Origin of the sequence: Ensifer sp. 2TAB8 (assembly GCF_052115125.1) — a bacterium.
Classification (GTDB): Bacteria; Pseudomonadota; Alphaproteobacteria; order Rhizobiales; family Rhizobiaceae; genus Ensifer.
On sequence record NZ_JBFRGB010000005.1, the window covers coordinates 1 to 24,782 of the forward strand.

Genomic DNA, 24,782 nt, shown 5'->3' on the forward strand with positions numbered 1-24,782 from the left:
ACGGACCACCGGTGGCGCCGGCATTGAGGTAGACGTTGTTCGGTGTCGAGCCGGCGGGAACCTCGACGACGATATCCGGCGCCGTCACCGAGCGTGCCTTCAGTTCCAGCGAATACGCCGCCGAACCACTGGCGCCGCGGCTGTCGACGACGGCGATGGTGAAGGAATAGGTATCCGGTGTCGCGTCCGCCGCCAGCGGCCCGGTCAGTTCGCCGGTGGAGACGTTGAGGACCATGCCCTTCGGCAGGGCGCCGCTCTTGACGCTGTAGATCAGCGCACCGACGCCGCCGGTGGCGGAGATCCGCGACGAATAGGCCTCGCCGACCATCGCATCCGGCAGTGCTCCGGCCGACGGGCTGAAGACGAAATTGCTGGAGAGGACGGCGATCTGATAGCTCGCCTGCCCCGTCGCGCCATTGGCGTCGGTCGCCGTCACCGTGAACTGGAAGTCGCCGTCGCCGGCCGGCCGGCCGGAGATGGTCCCGCTCGATGCGTCCAGCGCGAGGCCCCCCGGCAGCGCGCCGGATGTCACCGAATAGGTGAACATGCCAACACCACCACTCGCCGAGATCGACGTGTCCGTATAGGCAACGCCGACAGTACCTGCCGAAAGCGCTGTGCCGCTTGCCGGCGTCAGCACGATCGGCGGAGCGCCGACGCTAATCGTATAGCTGGCTGCAGCCGAACCGCTTGTCGCCGCCGTCGCGGTCACCGTGAAGGTCGCCGTACCGAAACCGGCGGCCGTCGGCGTGCCGGTAATCGCGCCGCTCGACGCGTTGAGGCTCAGGCCCGCCGGCAACGACCCGGATGTCACCGCATAGCTGATCGCACCGACGCCGCCGCTTGCCGCGATCGATGCGTCAGAATAGGGCGTACCCACTATGCCGGCCGAAAGCGCCGTGCCGGTTGCCGGCATGATGACGAAGGCCGGGGCCGTGGTGGCGACGGAATAGCTTGCGGAAGCCGACCCGGTGACGGCCGCAGTCGCAGTTATGGTGAAGTTGGCCGTGCCGAGTGCGGCGGCCGCCGGCGTGCCGGTGATCGCACCGCTGGTGGCGTTCAACGTCAGGCCATCGGGAAGCGCCCCCGCTGTGACCGCGTAGGTAATCGTGCCAGCGCCGCCAATCGCCGCGATCGACGTCTCCGAATAGGGCGCACCGACGATACCCGCGGCGAGCGCCGTGCCGGTCGCCGGCGTCAGCACCAGGGAAGGCGCGCCGACCACGATCGAATAGCTGGCCGAGGCCGAACCGCTGGTTGTCGCCGTCGCCGTCACCGTGAAGGTCGTCGTGCCGTATCCGGCAGCCGTCGGCGTGCCGGTGATCGCGCCGGTCGTTCCGTTGAGCACCAGGCCCGCCGGCAATGTTCCCGATGTTACCGTGTAGCTGAACGCACCAAGACCACCGCTCGCGGCGATCGACGTGTCCGAATAGGACGAGCCGACCATGCCGGCCGAAAGCGTCGCGCCCGTGGCCGGTGCCAATACCACCGGCGGAGCACCCACATTGATCGTGTAGCCGGCCGCAGCCGATCCGGCGGTTGCCGCCGTCGCCGTGACCGTGAAGGTCGCGGCACCAAATCCGGCGGCCGTTGGCGTGCCGGAAATCGCACCGGTTGAAGGATCAAGCGTAAGGCCCGCCGGCAGCGACCCGGATGTCACGGCAAAGCTGATCGCGCCGACCCCGCCTGTTGCCGAGATCGACCTGTCCGAATAGGAGGCGCCGACCGTGCCCGTCACCAAAGCTCCGCCAGCGGGGGCGAGCACCACCGCTGGCGCCGCAATCGTGATCGAATAGTTGACCGAAACCGTCCCGTTAATCGCCGCCGTCGCCGTCAGTGTGAAATTCGCCGTTCCGAGTGCCGCGACCGTCGGCGTGCCGCTGACCGCACCGGTCGACGGATCGAGGCTCAAGCCAGCGGGAAGTACGCCTGACGTCACCGCATAGCTGAGCGCGCCGATACCGCCGCTCGCGGAGAGCGAGGTGTCCGAATAGGGCATGCCGACCGTGCCGGCCGTAAGTGCCGAGCCGGCTGGCGGGTTCAGCACCACCGGCGGTGCAGCCACGACTATCGAATAGTTTGCCGACGCGCTGCCGCTGACCGCGGCCGTTGCCGTTACTATGAAACTCACCTGACCGAGTGCCGCGGCCGTCGGCATGCCGGTGATCGCACCGGTCGATGCGTCGAGGCTGAGCCCGTTCGGAAGTGAACCTGCCGAGATCGCATAGGTGATCGCACCGGCGCCGCCGCCCGCCGAGATCGATGTGTCAGAATAGGAGGAACCGACCGTTGCCACTGCGAGCGTCGCGCCGCTTGCCGGCGTCATGATCACGGATGTCGCCCCAACAGTGATCGAATAGCTGGCGGAAGCTGAGCCCGCAGATGCGGCCGTGGCCGTCACCGTGAAGTTGGATGTGCCGAAACCCGCGGCCGTCGGCGTACCGGAAATCGAACCCGTTGCCGGGTCGAGGACAAGCCCGGCCGGCACGGAGCCGGAAGTGACCGCATAGCTGATCGCGCCGACGCCGCCGGTCGCCGAAATCGACGTATCCGAATAGGACGAACCAACCAGGCCCGATGAAAGTACCGTGCCGCTCGCCGGCGTCAGTATCACCGGCGGCGGCACCACGTTGATCGTGTAGCTTGCGGATGCCGTGCCAGCGGTTGCCGCCGCCGCAGTTACCGTAAATGTCGTCGTCCCCAGTGCCGCGGCACTCGGCGTGCCGGTGATCGCGCCGGTTCCCGAATCGATCGCAAGACCGGCTGGAAGCGAACCGGTAGTGACGCTGTAGGTGAATGGACCCAAACCACCGCTCGCCGAGATCGATGCACCCGGATAGGACGCACCGACCATGCCGGCCGCGAGCACCGTGCCGCTTGCCGGCGCCAACGCCACAGGCGGCGCGCCCACCGCTATAGAATAGCTCGCCGACGCCGAACCGCTGGTCGCGGCAGTCGCCGTGATTGTGAAGCTCGCCGTGCCAAAGGCCATTGCGGTCGGCGTGCCGGTGATTGCGCCGGTCGTAGCGTCGATGACGAGACCATCGGGCAGCGTGCCACTGCTGACCGTGTAGGTGAACGCGCCGGCGCCGCCGGTTGCCGAAATCGTCTGCGAATAGGCCGAACCGATCGTACCGCCAGCAAGTGACGAACCGGTCGTGGGCGTCAGCACCACCGGTGATGCGCCGACGACGATGGAATAGCTGGCCGTCGCCGCACCCGTGACTGCGCCCGTCGCCTGCACCGAGAAGGTCCCCGTGCCGAAGCCGGCGGCCGTGGGCGTGCCGGAAATGGCGCCCGTTGCGGGGTCGAGAGACAGACCGGCCGGAAGCGAGCCTGATACGATCACGTAGCTGATCGTCCCCGCGCCGCCGCTGGCCGAGATCGACGTGTCCGAATAGGACGAACCAACCAGGCCAGGAGACAGCGTCGTACCGCTTGCCGGCGTCAATACCAACGGCGGTGCCAACACGGCGATCGTGTAGTTCGCCGTGGCAAGACCGCTCGTCGCAGCCGTTGCCGTGACTGTGAAATGCGATGTCCCCCAGCCCGAGGCGGCCGGAGTCCCGGTAATCGCACCGGTCGTCGAATCCAAGGTGAGCCCGGCCGGCAGCGCGCCGGCCGTGATGGCATAGGTGATTGCCCCCAACCCGCCGCTCGCAGAGATCGATGCGCCCGAATAGACGCTATCGACCGTGCCATCCGGAAGCGCCGTGCCACTTCCCGGCGTCAGCACGAGGGGCGGCGCCGTGATCACGATCGAATAGTTGGCTGACGTCGAACCCGCGGTGGCGGCTGTCGCCGTCACGGTGAAAGTCGCCGTTCCGAATGCGGCAGCCGTCGGCAAACCGGTGATTGCACCGGTCGACGTGTTGAGGCTGAGGCCCGCCGGCAGTGCGCCCGTCGTCACCGCGTAGGTGATGGCGCCCACCCCTCCGCTAGCCGATATCGAAGTATCAGAGTAGGCAAGCCCCACCGTTCCCCCCAGGAGCGCGCCGCTCGCGGGTGTCAGCACTACAGGCGGAGCAGACACCGCGATCGAATAGCTGGCCGAAGCCGAGCCCACGGTCGCAGCCGTCGCCGTCACCGTGAAGTGCGCGGTACCGACGGCCGCGGCTGTCGGCGTACCGGTGATTGCGCCCGTCGATCCCAGAGTGAGCCCAGCCGGCAACGAGCCCGACGTCACCACATAGGTGATCGGGCCCACGCCGCCGCTGGCCGAGATCGTTTGCGAATAGGCAGTGGCCACCGTGCCACCCGGCAAGGCGCCGGCAGCCGGGCTCAGCACCACTGGCGGCGCAGCCACCGCAATCGAATAGCTGGCCGAGGCCGAGCCCGCCGTCGCCGCCGTTGCCGTCACGGTGAAGTTCGCCGTGCCGATGGCCGCGACCGTCGGCGTGCCAGAGATCACGCCGGTCGCCGGACTGAGACTGAGCCCGTCGGGCAGCGAACCTGATGACACCGCATAGCTGATCGCTCCCGAACCGCCGCTGGCCGAAATAGTTCGCGAATAGGCAGCACCAACAGTACCCGCCACAAGCGGGCCGCCCACTGGATTGATCGTTACGGGGGGATAGGAATTGATGGTAACGGTGACGTTCTGCGTTATGAAATGAACCCCGCCTGTGGAGATCGTGGTGCTGTCCTGGACCTTCAGCCTGAATGTCGCGCTGCCCGCGGCCGTCGGCGTACCAGACAGGAGCCCGCCTGTCGAAAGCGTCAGGCCAGCCGGCAAGGTGCCGGTATCGGGCGTAAACGTGTAGGGTGCCGTGCCGCCGGAGGCGGAAAACTGAAGACTGTAGGGAACGTTCACCCCGCCATCTGGCGGATTGTCCGGGGTCGCATCGATCACCGGTGCGGCGATCGTGACGTTGTAGCCTTTGTCGACCACGATAGGCGTCGGCGCGGTCGAATCCGTCACACGCACGGTGAAATTGTACGGACCGGAGCCGGTCGGCGTTCCCGAAATCACACCCGTAGGCGAAAGCGCGAGGCCCGGCGGCAAGGCTCCGCTGATGCGCGTATAGCTATAGGGCGCAACGCCCCCGGCCGTGCTCAGCGTCTGGCTGTAGGGGCTGCTGATCGCCGGCGTCGGCAAGCTTGCAGGCGTCACTGTCAACGGTGAGCTCGACGGTGCAATGGTCACAGTGAAGGTGACCGGGGTGGCGTCGTCGTCCTTGACGATGAAGGTATCGGACGTCGCGCCATCGCCGTTGTTCGTGTAGACGAGCTGATTGAGGAGAGGGATGTTGAACGTCAGGCTTCCGTGGGAAGGCGACTGGACGGCAGGCTGAATGAAGCCCCAATCGGAACAGGTGATGGTGACACTGCCGCCGGACGGAACCGAAATGCTTTGCGAGGTGCCGCAGAGACCCGCTTGCGCCGAAGAGGCGGGGGCCAACGTTGCCAGGCAGAGCAACACCAGGAAGCCAAAAAAGAAGGCCAGATGGCCACGCACCCGGCGCGCTCGACCTAACGATTGCTGAAACATTGCCCCGCCCCTGTGCGCACTGCGCGCCACATGGATCGAAGTCCATCGTCGCGATCAGTCCGTTCGCTGCCTCACCCACTGACTGACACGAAATTTTGAGTCACACAACCCAAGCTAGTGCGACCTATGCGAGAATTCGGGGTAGGAAGAACACGCAACCGCTCTTCCCAAGATGCTCGTTATGAGAGAAGGTACCGCGCAGGGGCAAATTCAGAGTCGTCAGATTATTGGGGGCAGCGATGACCGAAGTCTATCTCGGGCAGATCATGATGACCGGATTCGGCTTTGCGCCGAAGACCTTTGCGCTCTGCAACGGACAGTTGATGTCCATCAGCCAGAACCAGGCGTTGTTCTCCTTGCTGGGCACCTATTACGGCGGCAACGGTACGACCAACTTCTCCCTGCCGAACCTGCAGGGCCGCACTCCGATATCCTACGGCAATTCGGTGGACCAGAGATGGCAGCCCACCTATGCGATGGCGGAAGTCGGCGGCGCTGAAGCCGTCACTTTGAATTCACAGCAGATTCCCGCCCATTTTCATCAGGCGAACGGCACGACGTCCAATGGCGACCAACGCGCCCCGACGGGTGCGCTCTTCGGCAAGACGGCCCTGGCGATCTATGCGCAGACCGGCGGGCCGCAGGTACCCTTGTCGCCACAGAGTGTGGCGCCCAATGCCGGCGGGCAGCCACACGACAACCTGCAGCCCTTCAACGCCATCAACTTCTGCATTGCGCTTTCGGGCGTATACCCGTCCCGCAGTTGAACCCAGCCACCGGAGGTCAAGGATGAGCACGCCCTATATCGGGGAAATACGGATGTTCGGTTTCCCCCGTGTGCCGACGGGATGGCAGGCCTGCGACGGTTCGCTGATTTCGATAGCCCAATACGAGGCACTCTACATGCTGATCGGCACCACCTATGGCGGTGATGGCCAACAGACATTCCGTGTGCCCGACCTGCGCGGTCGCGTGCCAATGCACTGGGGCACCGGGCCAAGCCTGTCGCCACGTGTACTCGGACAGATTGGCGGCACCGAAAACGTGACGCTGACGAGTGCGCAGCTAGCGGCGCACAGCCATACGATATTTGCGACGACCACGACGGCGGAGGCAACGTCGGTCGGGCCGACTGTCGAGTTCGGTGCGGTGGCGAGCGATACGTTCTATGCCACGGACGTGACCGGCCTCAGCGGGCGTACGACCTCGTCTGCCTCGACCGGCCCTTCAGGGGGCACTCAGCCTCATGACAACACGATGCCCACGCTCACGGTGCAATTCTGCATCGCGCTCGATGGCATCTTCCCGCAGCAAAGCTGATCCGGACCTTCACGATAAGGGGATAGAAATGACAGAGCCTTTCATTGGTGAAATCCAGCTTTTCGGCTTCAACTTCGCACCTTATGGCTGGGCGCTCTGCAACGGCACACTGCTTCCTATCCAGCAAAATACTCCCTTGTTCGCCCTGATTGGCAACTCCTATGGTGGCGACGGACGAAGCAATTTTCAGTTGCCCAATTTTGCCGGCCGCGCCGGTTGCGGTCAGGGCAGTGGTCCAGGCCTAACGCCCCACGCCATCGGGGAGGTCTTCGGATCGGAGAGCGTCACACTGCTCTCCACCGAAATGCCCGCCCACACCCACGCGTTGACGATCTACAACCAGACTGACGTCTCGAAGAGGGCGAGCACGCCGTCTGCCGGGAACTCGCTGACCCTGCCGGCTCAAAATACGGTCATGGCGGCGGTCGCCGCAAAACCGGATGCCCAGTTTGCACCCAGCATGATCGGCCCCACAGGCGGGAACCAGCCGCATGAAAACCGCCAACCTTTCCTCGCCGTCAATTTCTGCATTGCCCTTCAAGGCGCGTTTCCGTCGTTCCCGTGATACCGCACGACATTGCCGCGATCAGCTTTCCGACGCGGCTTGCGCCTGCTCGCCTGTCGGTCACACATTTCGTGCTGCGTCATGCCACATCGGCGGACGTTCCGTTTCTGCTCGGTCTCTATCGCTCGTTTCGGGCAGACGAACTGGCAGCGATACCCTGGCCGGACGAGCAGAAGCATGCCTTTCTCGACCAGCAGTTCGCCTTCCAGCACCGCCACTACATGGCGACCTTTCCCGAAGCGGATTTTCTCGTCGTCGAGCTTGAAAGCAGGCCCGTCGGCCGCCTCTATCTGGATTTCACGCGAGACAACTGGCTCATCATCGATATCGGTCTATTGCCGGAATGGCGCGGATGCGGCAGAGGAAGCGCCATCCTGTCGGCCATTCTCCGGCAGGCACGCCAGTCGGGCGCCGTTTCGGTGACCCTGCATGTCGAACAGCACAATGTCCGCGCGCGAGCGCTCTACCAGCGTCTTGGATTTCGCGTAGAAGCCGATGGCGGATCACATATCCGGATGGGATGGCCTTGCGACGATGTCCGTTGCTGAAAGCTGAGGCTCCGTCAGTTGAAGATCGCCTGATAGACGATGCCCTGTTTGTCGCGGGCGACCGGCACGAGGAAGATCTCCAGAGCGCCGAGCGACGCGTTGTTCAGCTTGTAGATCTGCTGCGGCAGCACCACTGCCGAACTGCTGCGGAACATGAGGGAGAAAGGCGCGCGGCGCATGCCGGGCAGAATCTGGGTCGCACCCGGCGTCGCCTCCGCCAGGGTCAACGGCATCGTGCTTTCGCCAAGAGAGAGATCGAACGCCTGGCCGACGCAACCCGCAAAATGTTGAAGCGTCAACAGTTCCATTCGCCATCCCCTCAGTGATTCCCGCTTAGGTCGATGGCATCATTGCTACATCATTATGGTTGCGCGCAAAAGCGACAAAGGCGGGGCCCAAGGAGAGATCGACACCAACCAGCGCGTGTCGAACGCGGATCGGCGCGGACATCGTATTCGGCCACGCCAATGCAGTGCGGGGCCGGTTCGCTCCGGCCCCGCATGGGTTCAGATTACCATGTCTTGCTGAGCTTGAGCGTGACGGTCCTTGCGTCGCCATAACCGCAGACGAGCACGCCGCTGCAACCGCTCACATACTTCTTGTCGAAAAGGTTGGTGACGTTCAGGGCAGCACCCCAGCCGTCTTTTTCATAACGCAGCCCCGCATCGAAGACCGTCGCGGAGGGCACCTTCGCCGTGTTCTCCTTGTTCGCCCAACTCTCGCCGCGATAGCGAACACCGGCACCGAGGCTGACGCCCTCAAGCGCGCCCTGCCGCACGGTGTAGTCGATCCATAACGAGGCCTGCGTGTCGGGGACGAGATAGGGCGATTTGCCGACCAGTGCCCGGTTCGCGTCCTCGGTCACCTCGATATCCATGAAATCGAGGCCCGCGATCACCTTCCAGCTTTCGTTGAGATTGACCTTGCCCTCAAGCTCGATGCCGCGGGAGCGCACTTCGCCGGTCTGGGTGGATATGCTCGTCAGCGGGTCGGTCACGAGCGCGTTGCGTTTGGTCAGCTGGTAGATGGATGCCGTCAGCATGCCATCGAAGAAGGTCGGCTCGTACTTGACCCCGGCTTCGAACTGCTCGCCTTCCTCCGGCTTGGTGTTGCCGGTGGCTGTCACGGCCACGACCGGATTGAAGAAGGTGGCGACGCTCACATAGGGGGTCAAGCCATTGTCGAATTCATAGGCAAGCCCGGCGCGGCCGCTGACGGCGCCTTCGCTGTAGCCGAAGCTCGAGTTTTGCGTCGGAGCCCAGAAGGTGGGGTCGTTGTTGGTCTTGGTGTCGACATAGTCGTAGCGGCCATTGAGCGTGACGAGCCAACCGTCGCCGAAGCGGATCTGGTCTTGAGCGTAGACGCCAAGCTGCTGCTGGGTGATCACCTGGTTGATATAGATGGCATTGGCCGGCTGCGGCGCGCCGTAGACGGGATCGGTGGCGCTGATCGGCGTTCCCGCCGAGGACGCCTGCACGTGGTCCAGGCGGAAGAGCTTGTAGTCGAGACCGACCAGCAGCGTGTGGCCAAGAGCGCCGGTTTCGAACTCACCTTCGAGGCGATTGTCGACGCCGAATGTATCGACCTTGGAGGTCGCCTCGAAGCCGAGCCGATAGAGCAGATTGTCGGGTGTGGCAGGCGCCGGCGAAACCGGGAAGGGCAGGCCCGGATCGTAATAGCCGTAGGTATAGGGGCCGTTCTCGTGCTTGTAGAGATGGCTGTAGCGCAGGTTCTGGCTGAACTGCCAGCCGCTGTCGAACTCGTGCTTGAACTCGTAGCCGAGCATCTGCTGCACATAGGTGCCGGTATCGATGGCTGGTTCGCCGAAGAAGGCCTTGCGATCGATCTTGCCGAACGGCGCATCGACGACGGTACCGACATAGGGCAGGAAGCCGCCACCGGTGTGGACCTGATCAAGGCCCTGCAGCAGGCCGTACACCGTCAGGCTGGTCGCGTCGTCGGGTTGATAGGTGATCTGCGGCAGGATGAAACCGCGCAGGTCTTCCGAGTGGTCGGTGTAGTTGTTGCCGCCGGAGACCTTGCCGGTGACGCGGTAGTTGATCGCATCGTCCAGCGGCCGGTTCACATCGATGCCGAGGAAGGCATTGCCGTTGTTGTTGATGCCGGTCTCGACATAGGTCGAGGTCTCCTCCGTCGGCCGCTTGCTGATGAGGCTGATGATGCCGCCGGGATTGGCGCCACCATAGAGCACCGAAGCCGGCCCTTTCAGCACCTCGACGCGCTCCAGCATGAAGGGATCGATCTGAAAGCCGCCGAAGCCGTAGGAGAACAGGTTGAGGCCGTCGAGGAAGACGCCGGTCTGCGTCGCATCGAAACCGCGGATATAGAACCAGTCGGTATCCGGATCGACGCCGAAGGGCTCGGCCATCACGCCGGGCGTATAGCGAAGCGCCTCGTCGACCTTGTTGACGCCGCCGCGATCGTCAAGCTCGTCGCGGCCGATGACCGACACGGATTGGGGAATTTCGCTGATCGGGGTCGCCGATTTCGAACCGGTAGTCGTGGCCTTGGCGACGTAGCCTTCGACCGGGCCGGTCGCATCGTCCTTGGTCGTCCCGGCCTGCACCTCGATCATTTCCAGCCGGGTCGCCGGCGCATCCTGCGCCATCGCGGCGCCCGCCGCCAGAATTGCAATGCCGGCTACTCCTCCAGCCAGCCATTCGGCCAAACCCGCCGCCCTGCCACGTACCATCATCTCTTTCATCACCCCGAGCCGCCATCGCGCCAATCCCCCGGGCGATCTGCAGCGTTTAAAAGTAAACATCAGATAAGATGAGTGTTTATATCAACTATTATGCCGGCGCTTGGAGCGATCCACGATAATTGAACGATCCTGGGCTATTCACAGCGAACATTCGCTCGCACGTAGGACGATTTGCTCAGGCCAAGCGGCTCCGCCTCCATTGCGCCGGCGTGGTGCCGACGACCTTGCGGAAGACCCGGGTGAAATGCGCTTGGTCCGCGAACCCGGTTTCGACTGCCGTCGCCGTCAGCGACGCGTCGTTCCTCAGCAGGAGTTGCTTGGCCCGGTCGATACGTGCATTCGTCTGCCACTGATGTGGCGCCATTCCGGTCGAGGCCTTGAAGGCGTGGCTGAAATGCGATTGCGACAATCCCACAAGCGCCGCCAACTCCTCGAGCCGAATGCTTCGGCCGAAGTTCTCCGCGATGTAGTCGGCCACGCGGCGCATTTGCCATGCGGCAAGCGGGCTGCGCTTGCGCGGATCGGTACGGTTAAGCTTCATCAGGTCGATGAACAGCGCGACCGTTAGACCATCACCATATAGATCATGCAACGGCTGCGGATTGAGGCACTCCGCAGCGATGAGCCGGGCGAGTTGCAGGAAACGCTCATCATGAAACATCAGCCGGGGCGCGTCGCAACGGCTGGCGTCGAGATCCTCCATCAGCCGCCGGCTGAGGACCTCGAGATTGAAGTGCAGATCGAGATGGCGGATGTATTGCACGTCGACGACATTGGCCCAGACCTCCACGCCCGCCGGGATGTAGGAAAGTCCCTGTTCGCGGTAGTTCTGCACCGTCCCGGGGCCGCCGGGCGAGAGTTTGACATTACAGCGGCTGCCACCTTGCGCATCGAGCACGATGAACATGCGCGGATCGTCGGACACGTAGTGACCGCTGGCGCGCGCCTCGCACTCGACATCCCAGACGTCGGCTATGATCCCGTTCCATTCGCGACGGTGCAAACCGCCGAGGACCTTGAACCCGGAGATCCTGTTCTGCATCCGTGGCTGGAATGTCATCAATTGCCCAATGCTCGGGAAGCCTGAGGCTGCGCCTCGATCTTTATTCCTTCCTTCTTTACTCATCTTTAATGCGCAGCGGAAGCCCCGATAGGGGCACGCTTTGAAGTCCGCTAACGCAATCGGATCAGGCCGGCGTCGGTGGGGACAAACTTGCAGGCTTCAAGATAGAAATCGCGAAGATGGGGCTCGAAGTCGACATGCAGCCATTCGCAGCCTGATTGCCTTGCGTTTGCCACCGCCTCTTCGACGAGCCGGCGCGCATAGCCCCTTCGCCGCCACGGCGCCGAGACCATGGTGTCGAGCAGAAAGGCGTGCACGCCGCCGTCCCAGGCAACATTGACGAAGCCGGCAAGATTTCCCTCGAGACGCAGGCAAACCCAGCCTAGGCTGAAATTGTTCACCTGTTTCCTCCAATCGTCATCGAGTACGGCGTGTTCGAAGCACTCGGCATGCAGCGCGTTCAGCTCGGCATTCGTGAAGTCGCCACGCCATAGGAAGTGCGGATCGTCAGCGCTATTTTCGGTCGTCATCTCTTCCATCTTGAGGCGGGTGTCTGTCGACCGACATGGCCTGCTCGGCGATTAGCGATAACCTCAGCTTTGCAAACTCGTCCAGCAATGCGCTCTCCGCCTTATCGAAGGCCCGCACCAGGGCGGCATTTGCTGCCCGCTCCACCGGACAGGTGGGATGATCCTCCGAAACACCTGCGGCCAGCACCTCGCCTTCATCCAGCGCCTTCTGGATATCGAGGACGGTGAGATCGTCGAGCGGCCGCAGTAGCACCCATCCGCCGCCTCGCCCTCCCTCGGAACCAACCACGCCCTTGCGCTTCAGGGCTGCCATCGTACGGCGCACGACCACCGGATTGGTGTTCAGCATCTTCGCAATGGTTTCCGAGGTCTCGCGCCCGCCCAGGAGCCCCATATGGATGAGCACATGGATCATCCGCGCCAGCCGGCTGTCTCGTTTCATATGCACCCCTATAGCGTAACTATTAATGTTACACACACTTGACCTCGCCCTATTCTGTAACTTATATGATTACAGAATCAAGGACCCAAGGATGAAAAGACGAACGATGTTGGCCGCTCTGCTGGCGGCCGCATGGCCGGCCCATGCCGCGCCGGGTACCATCCAAGCCACGATATCAAGAGCGGAAGGACCGAGTATGGCTGCTCGCACCATCGAAACGAGAACGATCCGGATGAATGTCGTCGACCAGGGAGAAGGGCCGCTCGTCCTTTTCTGCCACGGCTTTCCGGAAACCTCCCATGTCTGGCGCCACCAGATTGCGGCGCTCGCCAAGGCCGGATTTCGTGCGGTTGCGCCGGACATGCGTGGATACGGGCACACGGAATGCCCCTTGGCGATCGACGAATACACCCTGTTTCACATCGTCGGGGATATGGTCGCACTCCTGGATGCGCTCGGCGCGGAGACGGCCATCATCGTCGGCAACGACTGGGGTGCCTCGGTCGCGTGGCAGGCGGCACAGATGCGGCCGGACCGCTTCCGCGGCGTGGTCGCGATCAGCGTGCCTATGATGGCTCCGCCGCCCGTGCCGCCGACCCGCATCTTCCCGCAGACCGACGAGGCGCAGCTTTACACGCTCTACTTCCAGAAACCCGGCGTCGCCGAAGCGGAACTGGAGCGAGACATTCGACAGACGCTCCGCAAGATCCTCTTTGCGGCTTCGGGAGACGCCGGCCCCCGGCAAGCCGGGGACCAGACGCCAAATCCGTTCGGGATTGTCCCACGGCGAGACGGACTGCTCGCACGCCTCCCCGATCCGAAAGCGATGCCGGACTGGCTGACGGCTGCCGACCTCGACGCCTATGCCGAGGCATTCGCCCGTTCCGGTTTTCGCGGCGGGCTCAACTACTACCGCAACCTCGATCGCAACTGGCAACTGCAAGCATCGCTCGCCGGCGTGACGGTCGATGTGCCGGCCCTGTTCATGGTCGGCGAACGTGACACCGGGCTCAGCATCCCGGGGATGCGCGACATCATCGACGCTATGCCCCGTCTCGCACCGCAACTCATGGGCAAAGTTGTCGTGCCCGGCAGCGGGCACTGGCTCCCACAGGAGCGTGCGGACGTTGTGAGCGATGCGATCATCGATTTCGCCCGCCGCATCTGACGGCGTGAGAGCTGCGCGCCGCACCCGCGGGCGCGCAGCTGTCCATCGGCTCAGTCCGCAAGCGCGCCCGCCAGACGCAAGACGTCCTGGAGCGGAATGAGACCTTTCATCGAACCGTTGCCGGCGGCAGGCTCACCGTCTTCGATCGCCAGCGCGAAGCGGAACGCAGGGTCGGCCTCAATGCGTTGGCGCAGCGCATGGACGCGCGGGTAGTTGCGCGCGTAGTCCTCGGGCGCGATCGCCTCGTGAAAGTCCACCCAGCGTGCGACGCCGACGAACACTGCATCGGCGAGCGTTGGGCGGTTGCCCAGCAGATAGTCACGATCACCCATCATCGCCTCAAGCTGGGCATGGCGCCTGGCGACGAATTCGCGGCCGAAGACGCGTAGCGTCTCACGGTAGTCCTCGGTCGCCTCTTCCGCTTCCAGCGCCACCCACAGGGGGAAGAAGGCTCCGGTGAAGCCGGTATTGAGGAAGGCGATGAACTGGTGCATCCGGTCCGCCTCGTACGTGCCCGGCGCAAAGCTGATGCGACGCTCATGGTCGCGCGCCTCGAGCCATTGGGCGATCGCCATCGTCTCGGTGATGACGCGCCCTTCGCCGGTCACGAGCACAGGCGTTTCCACCCGGCCATTCAGGCGCTGGTAGGCGTCCGTGCGCATTTCTCCGAGCATGTCGACGCGGGTAAGACGGTAGGGCTGGCCGAGCCATTCGAAGGCAGTGACCAGTCCTGCGGAACTACCGAGCGGGAAGCCCGCGGTGAAGATCGGTTCAGCGATAGTGTGCATTTCGGTTCTCCATGGTTGATGCCATGGATGTAGATGAATGGACGCTATCCCTGTAGCCGGCCAGAACAGGACTTATCGTCTATGAATGTGGACGATAACTTCTGACATCGCTCGCTCGGGATCAGATCCTTCCTGAAGGATGGAGGCCACCTTCGTCGGCATCGACCGTGATCGACAAGGTCACGTGCCGGGGACGCGTCAGCGCAAACAGCACGGCGTCGCAGACGTCACGATTGGTCGCCGCCTCGCCCTTCTTTCGCGCGCCGGCTTCGTGCCACGCTTCCACCAGTGGCGAGACGTCATCGAGATAGGGCGGATGAACGACGATCGAGCGCACGGGCGTGCCTGCGAGTTTCTGGCGCAGGCCGTCCGCCAGCGCGGCCTGTGCGCGCTTGGCGGCGTAAAACGGTACGGACACGGTCTGCACCGGCGCATTCGGGAGACCGCTGATCGAACCGATGGTGACGATATCGGGCCGAGGCGATTGGTTGAGCAGCGGCAGCAGGCCTTGGGTCAACAGGAACGTTCCGGTGACCGCCGCATTGACGACGCCGAACACTTCGTCGGCCGAATGATCCACCTCGCTATCCTCGAGCCACATCGCGCCGTTGTTGACGAGGATGTCGACGCAGGCGTTTTCCGCCTTGATGCGCGTAACCGCTGCCGCCACGCTCTCCGCATCGGAAAGATCGAGTTCAACCGTTTGCACGCGCCTTCCGAGATTCTGGATGATCGCCTGGGTCACCTCTCCAAGCGCGTTCGCGCTACGCCCGCAAAGCACGAGATCGCATCCTGCTTCGGCGAGCGTATAGGCCAATGCAGCGCCGAGGCCGCGGCCCGCTCCCGTCACCACGGCAAGGGTTCCATCCATCTGATTCATTTGAATTCCTTTGAAGCATGCGTTGGCGATCTCGCGCGGGCGAGCATCGAACCGTTCATCTAGGGATTGCAGCGCGGCTTTCCTAACAGATGGCTACGCGATCGAACAGATGCGCACCAAAGCAAAGTCACGTGGTCGTCATCATGCATGCTCAGCCAAGCGCGCTAGCACTTTCGGGCTGGAGAAAACCGGGCCGCTACCTATTTCGTAGGAGACCCCATGAAGAAGGCGGCAAGCCTTCAACGCGAAAGGAACACGTTATGGCAAAGAACACGATCTGCCTCTGGTACGACAAGGACGCCGAATCCGCCGCGCGGTTCTACGCCGAGGTCTTTCCCGACAGCCGTCTGACCGCAGTGCACCGGGCACCCGGCGACTACCCGTCCGGCAAGGAGGGCGATGTGCTGACGGTTGAGTTCACCGTTGCCGGCGTCGCCTGTCTCGGACTGAACGGCGGTCCGATGTTCAAGCACAACGAGGCCTTCTCATTCCAGATCGCCACCGACGATCAGGAAGAGACCGACCGCTATTGGAATGCGATCGTCAACGATGGCGGCGAGGAGAGCGCCTGCGGCTGGTGCAAGGACAAGTGGGGGATCTCCTGGCAGATCACGCCTCGCGTTCTGACGGATGCGATGGCGGCTGGCGGCGGCGAGGCAAAGCGCGCCTTCGAGGCCATGATGACCATGCGGAAGATCGACGTGGCTGCGATCGAGGCGGCACGGCGCGGTTGACGCTTCGCCACGACGGGTGATCGACCACCGCCTGTTCTGCGCCGGCCAAAAAGGCGAGTGCGAGCCGAAGGCATTGCGCTTCTTCTGGACTTGCTTGCTAGTGCGTGCGCAGGAAGCGAAACCGTTTTTCTGGAAGGCACGGAAAGGACGGTATAGAACAGCGCGAAGCAGCAGGCCGACACCCAATGTTTGTGGCGTCGCTTGCCCGTTGGACGTGCCCTTTAGACGACAAGGATTGATTTCATGACCGAGAAGTCCCCCGCCGACAGTTTCCCCGCCGGCTATCAACCTCCGAAAGTCTGGAGCTGGGAAAAAGGCAATGGCGGCGCATTTGCCAGCATCAATCGCCCGATCTCCGGGCCGACCCACGACAAGGACCTGCCTGTCGGGAAGCACCCGCTGCAGCTCTACTCGCTCGCAACGCCGAATGGCGTGAAGGTCACGATCATGCTCGAAGAGCTTTTGGCCGCCGGCCATTCGGGCGCCGAGTACGATGCCTGGCCGATCCGTATCGGCGATGGCGACCAGTTCGGTTCCGGCTTCGTCGAGATTAACCCGAACTCAAAGATCCCGGCGCTGACGGACCATAAGCCGAAGGGCGGCGGCGCACCCGTCCGCGTCTTCGAGTCGGCCTCCATCCTCACCTATCTCGCTGAGAAATTCGGCGCCTTCCTGCCGAGCGAGCTTCGCGCCCGCACCGAGACCTTGAACTGGCTGTTCTGGCAGATGGGCTCTGCGCCCTTCCTCGGCGGCGGTTTCGGCCATTTCTACGCCTATGCGCCGATGCACATCAAATACGCCATCGACCGCTACGCCATGGAAGTGAAGCGCCAGCTCGACGTTCTCGACCGTCATCTTGCCGACCACCGGTTCCTGGCCGGCTCCGAATACACCATTGCCGACATGGCCACCTGGCCCTGGTATGGCAACCTGGCACTTGGCCAGGTCTATGGCGACGCCGGTACCTTCCTCGAGGTCCAGAGCTACGAGCACGTCCAGCGCTGGACGGCCGAAATTGCCGCTCGCCCGGCGGTCAAGCGCGGCCGCATGGTCAACCGTCTGAGCGGCGATCCGGCCGAGCAATTGCATGAGCGTCACGACGCCTCCGACTTCGACACGAAGACTGAGGACAAGATCGTCGAGAAGCAGACCGCGTAAGGAGAACAGAATGGCCAAGCTGGCTGATATGACGAAACATCGGGGTTTTCCCTACGCCATGCCGGGCACGGGCATCCAGTTCGTCATCCGTCGGGCCAATCCCAAGGGGGCAACGCCGATCAAAGCGCTGCCTCGCCATGCCCGGCCGGGATCTGGGGCCCACCGCATCGATGCGGCCTTCCTCCACGCTCTCTGGCATCATTTCGGTGCGGAACCGTTCGAGCGCGGCAATCTCGATGCCGCCCGGCTGAACCTCCTGTTCGGGCGCGAAGTGCTACCGGTGGACAAGGATTTCGATCCCGTGTCCTATGAAGCCTTGCTCGTCATCAATGAGAAGGTTGCCCGCCAGAGCTTCCCGGAATCGTTCGAGGACGTCTTCGAGGTATGACCGCTGCGATTGGGCCCTGAGCGTCTGATCGCCTGAGCCCGATCTGCCACCTCCGCCTTTTGGCACTCTTCGTTCCCGTCTTGCTACGCGCTGACGGGAACGCGCCTCTCGGCTCTCCAACTGCAGCGATGTGGCGATCGGATCGCCTGAGAATTTCCTACCCCGACCGACGGGGTGCCGCAGGAAAATCGTTCTTACATAATACACAAAATACATGGATTTTATGTGTATTGTAGTTCTCTTCTGCCGCATGATGCTGAAGCAAGGTCGAAAGGTGCACCCCATCGCCGACCGCCAGAACTCAGATCTCGACGGAGGATCCCATGTCCAGTTCCATTTTCGGCCAGGCCTATCGCCGCCGCAGCGTGCTGAAATCGCTTGCCGCCGTGGGTACCCTGCCCTTCATCACACCGCTTGCTTCCTCGACGGCGCTTGCCTCCGGCAACAAGTACGCCGGGCGCACGATCAATCTCCTGATCATCCAGCCGCATGTCGTCACCGGCAAGAAGATCGCCGAGGACTTCGAGCGGCTGACCGGCGCCAAGGTCAACGTCACGGCGGTGCCCTACGACCAGGTCAGCGTCAAGGCGACACTGGACGTGCAATCGGGCGCAAACCAGTTCGACATCATCGACTACTTCTACACCTACAAGGGCCAGCTTGCCGAAGACGGCGTGATCGAGGACGTGACGGATCTGGTCGAGCGCGACAAGGCCGAGATCCAGCCTGATGATTTCATCCAGACGATCTACGACCAGTACACGCTGCATGACAGCCGCCGTTATGGCCTGCCCTATGACGGCGACAGCCATCTGCTGTTCTATAACCGCGAACTCTTCGACCGCTACGGCCTGAAGGCACCCTCCACCTGGGACGAATACAACGAGAACGCCAAGGTGATCACCGAGGCCGAAGGGAAGAACGGCATCTATGGTGCGGCGGTTCTCGGCGCCAAGATCCCCGTCATCATCCTGTCGACCTATGCCAACCGCCTGACCGGCTTCGGCGGCAATTTCCTGAAGCCTGACGGCACCTCCGCACTCGACAGCACCGAGGCGGTCGAGGCCTTGAAGTCGCTGCTTGCGTCGGCATCCCACGCGCTGCCGACCCCACTCGAAACGCGTTTCGAGGAAGGGCTTCCCGCATTTCTCAACGGCAAGGCGGCGCAGATCGATTTCTGGACTGACCTTGGCGGCTACGCCCAGGATCCCAAGGGTTCGAAGATCGTCGACAAATGGGGCGTGGCCCGCATTCCGACCGGCGGCAGCAACAAGACGCCGCGCCTCGCCTTCAACGCCGGCTTCGGCTTTGCGATCACCAGCGGCTCCAAGAACAAGGAGGTGGCCTGGGACCTGATCAAGCTTGCCACCAGCAGGGATTATCACGAGCAACTGCTGGCCTTGACCGGCTCGGGCATCGACCCGGACCGCCAGTCGGGCCTGAAGTCGGAGAAGTTCAAGGCATTCCAGCCGCTCGTGCAGCCACTGCTCGACGACGGCGCATTGGAAAACAGCCTCGCCTGGCCGACCGCCGTCTATGCGCCGAAGCTCGAAAACGTGCTGACCGACGAGCTGGCACTGGCGCTTGCCGGCAGCAAGAGCGCGGAACAGGCGATCGCCGATGCCCACCAGGCCTGGACCGAAATCATCGAGACCAACGGCTGATTGCTCCGTGGGGGCGCTCGCTTCCTCCCGGCTGCGCCCCCTCCTCTATTCAAAGGTGAAGACCATGACCTCCGAAACCTTACCGAAGCGCAGGCTCGGCCACACCGGCTTCGATATCACCCCCGTCGGCTTCGGCGCCTGGGCAATCGGCGGCCCCGATTGGGGATGGGGCTGGGGAAGCCAGGACGACACGCAGTCGATTGCAGCGATCCGCCATGCGGTTGAGCGCGGCATCAACTGGATCGACACGGCTCCGGTCTACGGCCTCGGTCATTCCGAAGAGATCGTGCGAGAAGCGCTATCGACGATACCGAAATCCGAGCGCCCGCTGATCTTCACCAAGGCCGGACTGGTCTGGGACCCGGACAATCGCAACGCCCTTCCGGCCCGCATCGGCAATGCCCGGTCGCTGCGGCGCGAGGTCGAGGCTTCGCTCAAGCGGCTCGACGTCGAGATCATTGACCTCTACCAGATGCACTGGCCGGCCGATGACGGCACCCCGGTCGAAGACTATTGGGCAACCTTTGCCGACCTCAAGAAAGAGGGCAAGGTCCGGGCGATCGGGCTTTCGAACCATGACCGGGACCTGCTGCAGCGCGCGGCAACGGTCGCGCCCGTCGATGTCGTGCAGCCGCCCTTTTCCGCAATCAAGCGCCAGTTCGCCGAAGCGGACCTGCCCTGGGTTCGGTCGCATGGCGGCGGCGTCATTGCCTACAGCCCGTTGCAGTCGGGCCTGCTCACCGGCGCCTTCACGCCGGCCCGCGCCCGGGCGCTTCCGGCAAACGACTGGCGATCGCGCGACGAGGAGTTTTCCGGCGAGGCGCTGCACCGCAATCTCGCCTTCGCCGAGGGGCTGAGACCGATCGCCGCGCGCCACGACACGACAGTTGCAGCGATCGCTGCCGCCTGGGCGCTCTCCTGGCCCGGCGTGACCGGGGCGATCATCGGCGCGCGACAGCCCACGCATATCGACGGCTGGATCGCTGGAGCAACCGTCGCGCTCACCACCGGCGACCTCGATGATATCGAGGATATGCTGCTTGCCACGCGGGCCGGCAGCGGACCGACGCGCCCGGTTCTGGCAGAGGCGGCATGACCGTCGTCACCCTCGACGCCGTTGGGCCAGACGCCAATCGATTTTCCGCGCGCCGGGGCGACCCATGGGAACGCTTCGGCCGCGCCCTGTGGATCGCCCCCGTCGTGTTCGCACTTGCCGTCACGACGCTCTACCCGACGGTCTTCCTGCTTGGGCTCGCCTTTAGCAAGAGCACGCTTGGAAAGCCGTTCCGCGGCTTCGTCGGCGTCAGGCATTTCGCCACCGCACTGCAGGATCCGATCTTCCTGTCAGCGGTCGGTAGAAGCGTCGCCTATGCGCTTTCGACTTCGCTGCTGCAGCTCGCTCTCGGTTTCCTGATCGCGTTGCTGTTCACGTCGTTGCTGAAGGGCGGCCGGTTCCTGATGAGCCTCGTCCTGCTGCCATTGATGACGCCACCCGTCATGGTCGGCATCGCCTGGAAGCTGATCTTCGCGCCGGCGGGCGGGCTTCTGAACGGCACGTTGATCAACTACGGCGTGATTTCCCAGCCGATTTCCTTTCTTGGCCACCCCCTATTGGCCTGGCTCGCGATCGGCGTCGCCGATCTCTGGCAATGGACGCCCTTTATCGTCATCCTCTGCTTCGCGGCGCTTTCGACGATCCCGGAGGGCGTGAGGGAAGCAGCACTCGTCGATGGGGCCAATGGCTGGCAGCGCTTCTGGCACATCACGCTGCCGCTGGTCGCAGCACCGCTCTCGTCGATCTATCTCCTGAAACTGATCCTCTCGTTCAAGCTCTTCGACCTCGTCTACATCCTCACCTTCGGCGGGCCGGGTTTTGCGACGACATCCGCCGGCTTTGCCATCTATCGCCGTGCGATCGAGCAGTTCGACGTGGGGCGAGCGGCGGCCGAGACGATCGTCTATGCGCTCGTCATCGGGCTCGCCACATTCCCGGTCGTGCGTCTGCACCAGCGTTTCGAAAGGCGCGACATATGAGGTTTGCCGGACGGCATCTCTGGCTGGGCCTGGCGACGGCGCCGATCGTCGGCTTCTTCGCCTTGCCCATCCTCTATCTCCTCGCCGTTTCCCTGAAGACCAAGGACGACGTGCTGAACGGCGCCTTCTGGCCGACGGCACCAACGCTTGCCAACTGGCCGGCGGCCTTCGAGGCGGCCAATGTCGTCGGCTTCATCGTGAATTCCGTGACCGTGTCGCTGCTGGCGGGCTTTCTCACGATCGTGCTCACGCTGCCGTCGGCCTACGCGGTCCTGCGGTTAAAGATCGGCGGCAAATGGCTTTCGGATGTAACGCTCTCAAGCTACATGGCGCCGCCGATCGTGGCGCTCATACCGCTGTTTTTCCTGCTGAAGACGAGTGGACTGCTCGACACGCGGACCGGCCTCGTTCTCATTTACGGGCTTGCCAACGTGCCGGTCGCCTTCTGGCTGCTGACACCGTTCCTGCGCCGGATGCCGCTTGAGATCGAGCAGGCCGCCGCGATAGACGGAGCCGGGCCGTTTCGCATTCTGTTGCAGATCGTGGTTCCGATCATTTCTCCCGGCATCGTGGCGACCTTCATCATCGTCACGGTGCTCGCCTACAACGAGTTCCTTTTCGCCTCGGCCTTTACCTTTTCCGACGCCACCCGAACGTTGCCGGTCGGCATTTCGCTCTTCCAGGGCGACAGGCTGGTGAATTTCGGCCAGATGGCCGCAGCCTCGCTCGCAGGCATCGCCCCGGTCTACCTGATCGCCCTGTTCATGCAGCGCTATCTGGTCAGCGGGCTGGCGCATGGCGCGGTGAAGTAGAAGACCGCCTGCGTTTACTGTGCCTTCTCCACCTGACCGCGGATCTCGCCGTCGGGGAATTTCGCCGTGTGGATGTTGAGATACCATTTTCCGCCTTGCAGATCGGCGAGCTGCTGATCGGTAAGCTCGGCAGAGCCCGACTTCATCGATGTCGTGATGTCGACGACCGGATCGGCTTTCTCGCCCGCGGCTGCCGGGCCGTGGAAATGCGCGGCGGTCGCGTCTCCCGAAGGGCCCGTGGCGGTCACCGTCCAGGTCACCTTCTTCGTCGTCGTGTCGACGGTGAGTTCGCCGGTGCCCTTGCCCGCGCTTTCGTTGGGCGGCACCTCACCCGATCCCGTCATATCCGCCTTGAACTTCAGGGTTTCCGCCGAAACGCCGCCGGCCGCCAGGATAGCAATGGCCGCGAGGCCAGCCAGAAGGGAATTCTTGTGGATCGGTTGCATCTCGCATCCTCCAGAACAGGTGTTGAGCAGACCTTCCAACCCCGGAAACCGGTTTGGGTTCCGATTGCCGGACCCAGACGGAATGTGGGCTCTATCGTTCTCGGAAATCCGGCGCCTCAGGGCGCAGGTTTCGATGCCAGCGACGCCGTCACCAGGCGCTCGACATGCGCCGCATTCGGCGCGCCGCCAAAGAGGATTCGGTACATGATCGGCGCGACGACCCCGTCCATGACGGTCTCGACATCCGGAAAGACTTCGCCACGCTGCTCGGCGCGCTCCGCGATCACCTCGATCTGCTGCCGGGTGAAGTTGCAGCACTGGTAGGCGCCGGTCCCATCCTGTGCTGCAAGCACGTCCCGGATCATTTCGCGGCCCGGCCCCGAGGACATTTCCTCTGCATATTGCTCGGCCCAAGCCAACAGGTCACTGCCGAAGCTTCCGGTGTCCACCGGCACCATGTCCGGCCGCAGCCGCTCGACCGCGACGTCGGCAAGCAGTTCCTGAAGGTCGCCCCAGCGACGATAGATCGTCGAAGGCGTGACACCCGCTTCCGCCGCGATCAGCGGCACCGTGACCTCGGTGCGCTCAAGCGTCGTCAGCAAGGTCTGCACGGCCTTGTGAACCGACGCCTGAACCCGGGCGCTTCGGCCGCCCGGCCGCGGACCTTCCCTTGTCGCCATTCGCTCCAACTCCGTCCTTCTTCGGCCGATCGGCCGATGCTTCAGAAATTCTCACAACAGCATAAAAGCAAATTATTTGCTTTTAGCGCGAAACGTACCTAAATCTGCCAAACGCAACGATTTAGCTTTAAGGGTTATATAGATGTCATCCTCCTCCGAATCCAGAGAGAGCGCGCGCCCGGCAAATCCCATTGTCTTCTACGCCGTCACGCTCGCGACATTCTTCGGCGCGTCCTCGGCGCCAACCCCGCTCTACCGCTTCTATCAAGAGCACTTCGCCGCCAGCCCGGTGGAGATGACGGTCATTTTCGCGGTCTATGCCTTCGCACTTCTGGTGGCATTGCTGATCGCCGGCTCGATCTCGGATCATCTCGGTCGCAAGCCGGTGATTTTCGGAGCGCTGATCGTCGAGATGGCCGCCATGGCGCTGTTCGTCCTTGCCGACGGAACCGGCTGGCTGATCGCGGCACGCATCGTGCAGGGGCTTGCGACCGGCGTTGCCGGCGCGTCGATCGGTGCGGCGCTCGTCGATGTCGATCACGCCAGAGGGCAGCTCGTGAACTCGCTCGCACCGTTGATCGGCCTTGCCGTCGGCGCGCTCGGCACCAGCGCGCTGATCCAGTACGGCCCGTTTCCCCTTCACCTCGTCTATGTGCTCCTCTTCGTCGGTTTCATAGCGCAGGCGGGGACGATCTGGCTTATACCTGAAACCGGCGCGCGCCGTCCCGGCGCCCTGTCCTCGCTCATGCCGCGGGTCGCCATTCCGCAGCGCGCCAAGCGGCCGCTGGCGCTGGTCACGCCCGTGAACATCGCGAACTGGGCGCTTGGTGGCTTTTATCTCTCGCTTGTCCCCTCGCTGGTCGCCGCCACCACGGGCAGCAAGAACCCGCTCACCGGGGGCGCAGTGGTCGCGGCGCTGATGACCGCCGGCGCGCTCGGCGTCTTCTTTCGCCGCGCCCGCGCCCCTCAGGCAAATCTGATGTTCGGCGTCTTGAGCACCACCCTTGGCATGCTAACCGTGGTTGCCGGAACGCACCTCGCCCATGTGCCGGTCCTGATCGTCGGCACGCTGGTAACCGGCGTGGGCTTCGGTACCAGCTTCCTCGCCACGATCGGCTCGGTCATGCCGCTGGCAAAGGCGGATGAGCGCGCCGGTCTGCTCACCACCATCTACATCCAGAGCTACCTGGCCTTCAGCCTTCCCGCGATCCTCGCAGGCTTTCTGGCAAAGGCGCTCGGCTACCAGCTGACGACCGACATTTACGCGGCAGCAATCATCGGCATCGGTATCCTGGGCCTCATTGCCAGCCGGACGTCTCCGGAGAAAGAACCAAGCATGGCCTGAC

Annotated in this window: 23 protein-coding genes; 13 read left to right on the forward strand and 10 right to left on the reverse strand. The window is 63.4% G+C overall.

What is annotated here, in order from left to right; translation table 11 throughout:
• A partial coding sequence (locus AB4Z53_RS11010; protein WP_441595836.1) for a beta strand repeat-containing protein occupies positions 1-5,458 on the reverse strand: 5,458 nt, incomplete at its 3' end.
• Positions 5,459-5,730: 272 nt separating this feature from the next.
• Here AB4Z53_RS11010 and AB4Z53_RS11015 point away from each other — a divergent pair.
• The 4 genes from AB4Z53_RS11015 to AB4Z53_RS11030 are packed head-to-tail and all read left to right on the forward strand — an operon-like array spanning position 5,731 to position 7,924.
• Complete coding sequence (locus AB4Z53_RS11015; RefSeq protein WP_441595837.1) at positions 5,731-6,258, forward strand: phage tail protein; 528 nt, start codon at positions 5,731-5,733, stop codon at positions 6,256-6,258.
• A gap of 22 nt (positions 6,259-6,280) precedes the next feature.
• Positions 6,281-6,811, forward strand: coding sequence for a phage tail protein (locus AB4Z53_RS11020; RefSeq protein WP_113538507.1), 531 nt, complete (start codon positions 6,281-6,283; stop codon positions 6,809-6,811).
• Entirely contained in the window at positions 6,786-7,376 is a 591-nt protein-coding gene (locus AB4Z53_RS11025; protein WP_441595838.1) for a phage tail protein, read from the forward strand. The genes AB4Z53_RS11020 and AB4Z53_RS11025 overlap by 26 nt, the downstream gene beginning before the upstream one ends.
• A complete protein-coding gene (locus AB4Z53_RS11030; protein WP_441595839.1) occupies positions 7,373-7,924 on the forward strand; it encodes a GNAT family N-acetyltransferase in 552 nt (183 codons plus the stop codon). The genes AB4Z53_RS11025 and AB4Z53_RS11030 overlap by 4 nt, the downstream gene beginning before the upstream one ends.
• 14 nt (positions 7,925-7,938) lie before the next feature.
• Here the strand turns inward: AB4Z53_RS11030 and AB4Z53_RS11035 are convergent, their stop codons facing one another.
• From AB4Z53_RS11035 to AB4Z53_RS11055, 5 genes are all read right to left on the reverse strand, one after another.
• Positions 7,939-8,232, reverse strand: a complete 294-nt coding sequence (locus AB4Z53_RS11035) for a DUF6916 family protein (protein WP_113538505.1) — start codon at positions 8,230-8,232, stop codon at positions 7,939-7,941.
• Between the two features lie 203 nt (positions 8,233-8,435).
• Positions 8,436-10,649 (reverse strand): TonB-dependent siderophore receptor, encoded by a 2,214-nt coding sequence (locus AB4Z53_RS11040; protein WP_441595840.1) that lies wholly within the window; start codon positions 10,647-10,649, stop codon positions 8,436-8,438.
• A gap of 175 nt (positions 10,650-10,824) precedes the next feature.
• Entirely contained in the window at positions 10,825-11,709 is an 885-nt protein-coding gene (locus AB4Z53_RS11045) for a helix-turn-helix domain-containing protein (RefSeq protein ID WP_441595841.1), read from the reverse strand.
• Between the two features lie 113 nt (positions 11,710-11,822).
• The gene (locus AB4Z53_RS11050; protein ID WP_441595842.1) at positions 11,823-12,242 is read right to left on the reverse strand and encodes a GNAT family N-acetyltransferase; all 420 of its coding nucleotides are present in this window, start codon (positions 12,240-12,242) and stop codon (positions 11,823-11,825) included.
• Positions 12,226-12,684 carry an Rrf2 family transcriptional regulator gene (locus AB4Z53_RS11055; RefSeq protein ID WP_441595843.1) on the reverse strand — a complete coding sequence of 153 codons (459 nt, stop codon included), beginning with the start codon at positions 12,682-12,684 and terminating at the stop codon, positions 12,226-12,228. The genes AB4Z53_RS11050 and AB4Z53_RS11055 overlap by 17 nt, the downstream gene beginning before the upstream one ends.
• 196 nt (positions 12,685-12,880) lie before the next feature.
• Between AB4Z53_RS11055 and AB4Z53_RS11060 the strand changes: the two genes are divergently transcribed.
• A complete protein-coding gene (locus AB4Z53_RS11060) occupies positions 12,881-13,852 on the forward strand; it encodes an alpha/beta fold hydrolase (protein WP_441595844.1) in 972 nt (323 codons plus the stop codon).
• A gap of 50 nt (positions 13,853-13,902) precedes the next feature.
• Here AB4Z53_RS11060 and AB4Z53_RS11065 read toward each other — a convergent pair whose 3' ends face one another.
• Together AB4Z53_RS11065 and AB4Z53_RS11070 are read right to left on the reverse strand one after the other, a co-directional pair.
• A complete protein-coding gene (locus tag AB4Z53_RS11065) occupies positions 13,903-14,640 on the reverse strand; it encodes a glutathione S-transferase family protein (RefSeq protein ID WP_441595845.1) in 738 nt (245 codons plus the stop codon).
• Between the two features lie 121 nt (positions 14,641-14,761).
• On the reverse strand, positions 14,762-15,520 hold the full coding sequence (locus AB4Z53_RS11070; RefSeq protein WP_441595846.1) for an SDR family NAD(P)-dependent oxidoreductase: 759 nt from the start codon (positions 15,518-15,520) through the stop codon (positions 14,762-14,764).
• A 260-nt stretch (positions 15,521-15,780) separates the two neighbouring features.
• Between AB4Z53_RS11070 and AB4Z53_RS11075 the strand changes: the two genes are divergently transcribed.
• The 7 genes from AB4Z53_RS11075 to AB4Z53_RS11105 all read left to right on the forward strand — a co-directional run bounded on the left by AB4Z53_RS11075 (position 15,781) and on the right by AB4Z53_RS11105 (position 22,310).
• A complete protein-coding gene (locus AB4Z53_RS11075) occupies positions 15,781-16,254 on the forward strand; it encodes a VOC family protein (protein WP_441595847.1) in 474 nt (157 codons plus the stop codon).
• A 243-nt stretch (positions 16,255-16,497) separates the two neighbouring features.
• Positions 16,498-17,412, forward strand: coding sequence for a glutathione-dependent disulfide-bond oxidoreductase (gene yghU, locus AB4Z53_RS11080; protein WP_441595848.1), 915 nt, complete (start codon positions 16,498-16,500; stop codon positions 17,410-17,412).
• A gap of 10 nt (positions 17,413-17,422) precedes the next feature.
• Positions 17,423-17,800: a hypothetical protein gene (locus AB4Z53_RS11085; RefSeq protein WP_113538495.1), complete on the forward strand. Its 378-nt coding sequence runs from the start codon at positions 17,423-17,425 to the stop codon at positions 17,798-17,800.
• A 323-nt stretch (positions 17,801-18,123) separates the two neighbouring features.
• On the forward strand, positions 18,124-19,464 hold the full coding sequence (locus AB4Z53_RS11090; RefSeq protein ID WP_441595849.1) for an ABC transporter substrate-binding protein: 1,341 nt from the start codon (positions 18,124-18,126) through the stop codon (positions 19,462-19,464).
• A 64-nt stretch (positions 19,465-19,528) separates the two neighbouring features.
• Positions 19,529-20,560 carry an aldo/keto reductase gene (locus AB4Z53_RS11095; protein WP_441595850.1) on the forward strand — a complete coding sequence of 344 codons (1,032 nt, stop codon included), beginning with the start codon at positions 19,529-19,531 and terminating at the stop codon, positions 20,558-20,560.
• Entirely contained in the window at positions 20,557-21,498 is a 942-nt protein-coding gene (locus tag AB4Z53_RS11100; RefSeq protein WP_441595851.1) for a carbohydrate ABC transporter permease, read from the forward strand. Before AB4Z53_RS11095 ends, AB4Z53_RS11100 begins: the two co-directional genes overlap by 4 nt.
• Complete coding sequence (locus AB4Z53_RS11105) at positions 21,495-22,310, forward strand: carbohydrate ABC transporter permease (RefSeq protein ID WP_441595852.1); 816 nt, start codon at positions 21,495-21,497, stop codon at positions 22,308-22,310. Before AB4Z53_RS11100 ends, AB4Z53_RS11105 begins: the two co-directional genes overlap by 4 nt.
• A gap of 14 nt (positions 22,311-22,324) precedes the next feature.
• On the opposite strand, the gene AB4Z53_RS11110 is transcribed toward AB4Z53_RS11105, so the two are convergent.
• Positions 22,325-22,756 carry a CHRD domain-containing protein gene (locus AB4Z53_RS11110; protein WP_441595853.1) on the reverse strand — a complete coding sequence of 144 codons (432 nt, stop codon included), beginning with the start codon at positions 22,754-22,756 and terminating at the stop codon, positions 22,325-22,327.
• A gap of 116 nt (positions 22,757-22,872) precedes the next feature.
• Positions 22,873-23,436, reverse strand: coding sequence for a TetR/AcrR family transcriptional regulator (locus tag AB4Z53_RS11115; protein ID WP_441595854.1), 564 nt, complete (start codon positions 23,434-23,436; stop codon positions 22,873-22,875).
• 142 nt (positions 23,437-23,578) lie between these two features.
• On the opposite strand from AB4Z53_RS11115, the gene AB4Z53_RS11120 reads away from it, so the two are divergent.
• Positions 23,579-24,781, forward strand: a complete 1,203-nt coding sequence (locus AB4Z53_RS11120) for an MFS transporter (protein WP_441595855.1) — start codon at positions 23,579-23,581, stop codon at positions 24,779-24,781.
• The last annotated feature ends 1 nt before the right edge of the window (position 24,782 follow it).